Here is a 733-nt window from a genome sequence, read left to right on the forward strand (position 1 = left end):
CAATTTATTGGGATTAATTTAAAAAAGCCACACACACTTTTTGTCCTATAAGCCCCTTTTTGTGTGTCAGAATTCATGGTAAATTCACAATATAAGTCAGTTTTACATGAAAAATTCATGGTAAATGATGAAGAAGATGAAACTGAAAAACTTATTTAGGTTTTTTAGTTTTGTGAATTTTCGGAGATAAAAATAATCCAAAAGGGTATAAATCCCTTAATAACAGGCTTTAGAGGTTGTTCAATATACCTTTATATCTAATATCATAGATTTAAACATCCGTTCCTTGAACGTGAAGTTTTGGTACTTTCATTTTGAATTTAGTTTTCATTGGTATTATGAGTCCATAGGTTAGTTCAGACGATGAAACAACTGAGTTAACGAAATAATAAAACTACATTGTGAGGAAACATGGACACTCCAATCGAAACTATTATTTCTTAATTCCTTCTGTTTCGGAAGTTGACAACCTAAAAGATATATTTTAGTTGTTTTATTCCGAAAGGGGTAATAATTATGAAAAAACGCTTTGCAGCAGTATTTGCGGCTACAGCCGTACTTGGCGTAACTACAGCGTTCGCCGCTAACCCATTCTCCGATGTAACACCTAATGACTGGGCTTACCAGAGTGTAGCTCAATTAGCAGCAGCCGGTGTTATCAACGGTTATCCTGATGGTACTTTCAAAGGCCAGAACAACATCACTCGTTACGAAATGGCTCAGATGGTAGCTA

1 protein-coding gene is annotated in these 733 nt (G+C 34.9%); it reads left to right on the forward strand.

The annotated features are described in order from the left end of the window. Nucleotides 1-516 precede the first annotated feature (516 nt). Nucleotides 517-733: S-layer homology domain-containing protein (locus tag MXE28_RS11450; RefSeq protein WP_247240191.1), on the forward strand; the 217-nt coding region annotated here is incomplete at its 3' end.

The organism is Veillonella sp. KGMB01456 (genome assembly GCF_023051165.1).
Classification (GTDB): domain Bacteria; phylum Bacillota; class Negativicutes; order Veillonellales; family Veillonellaceae; genus Veillonella_A.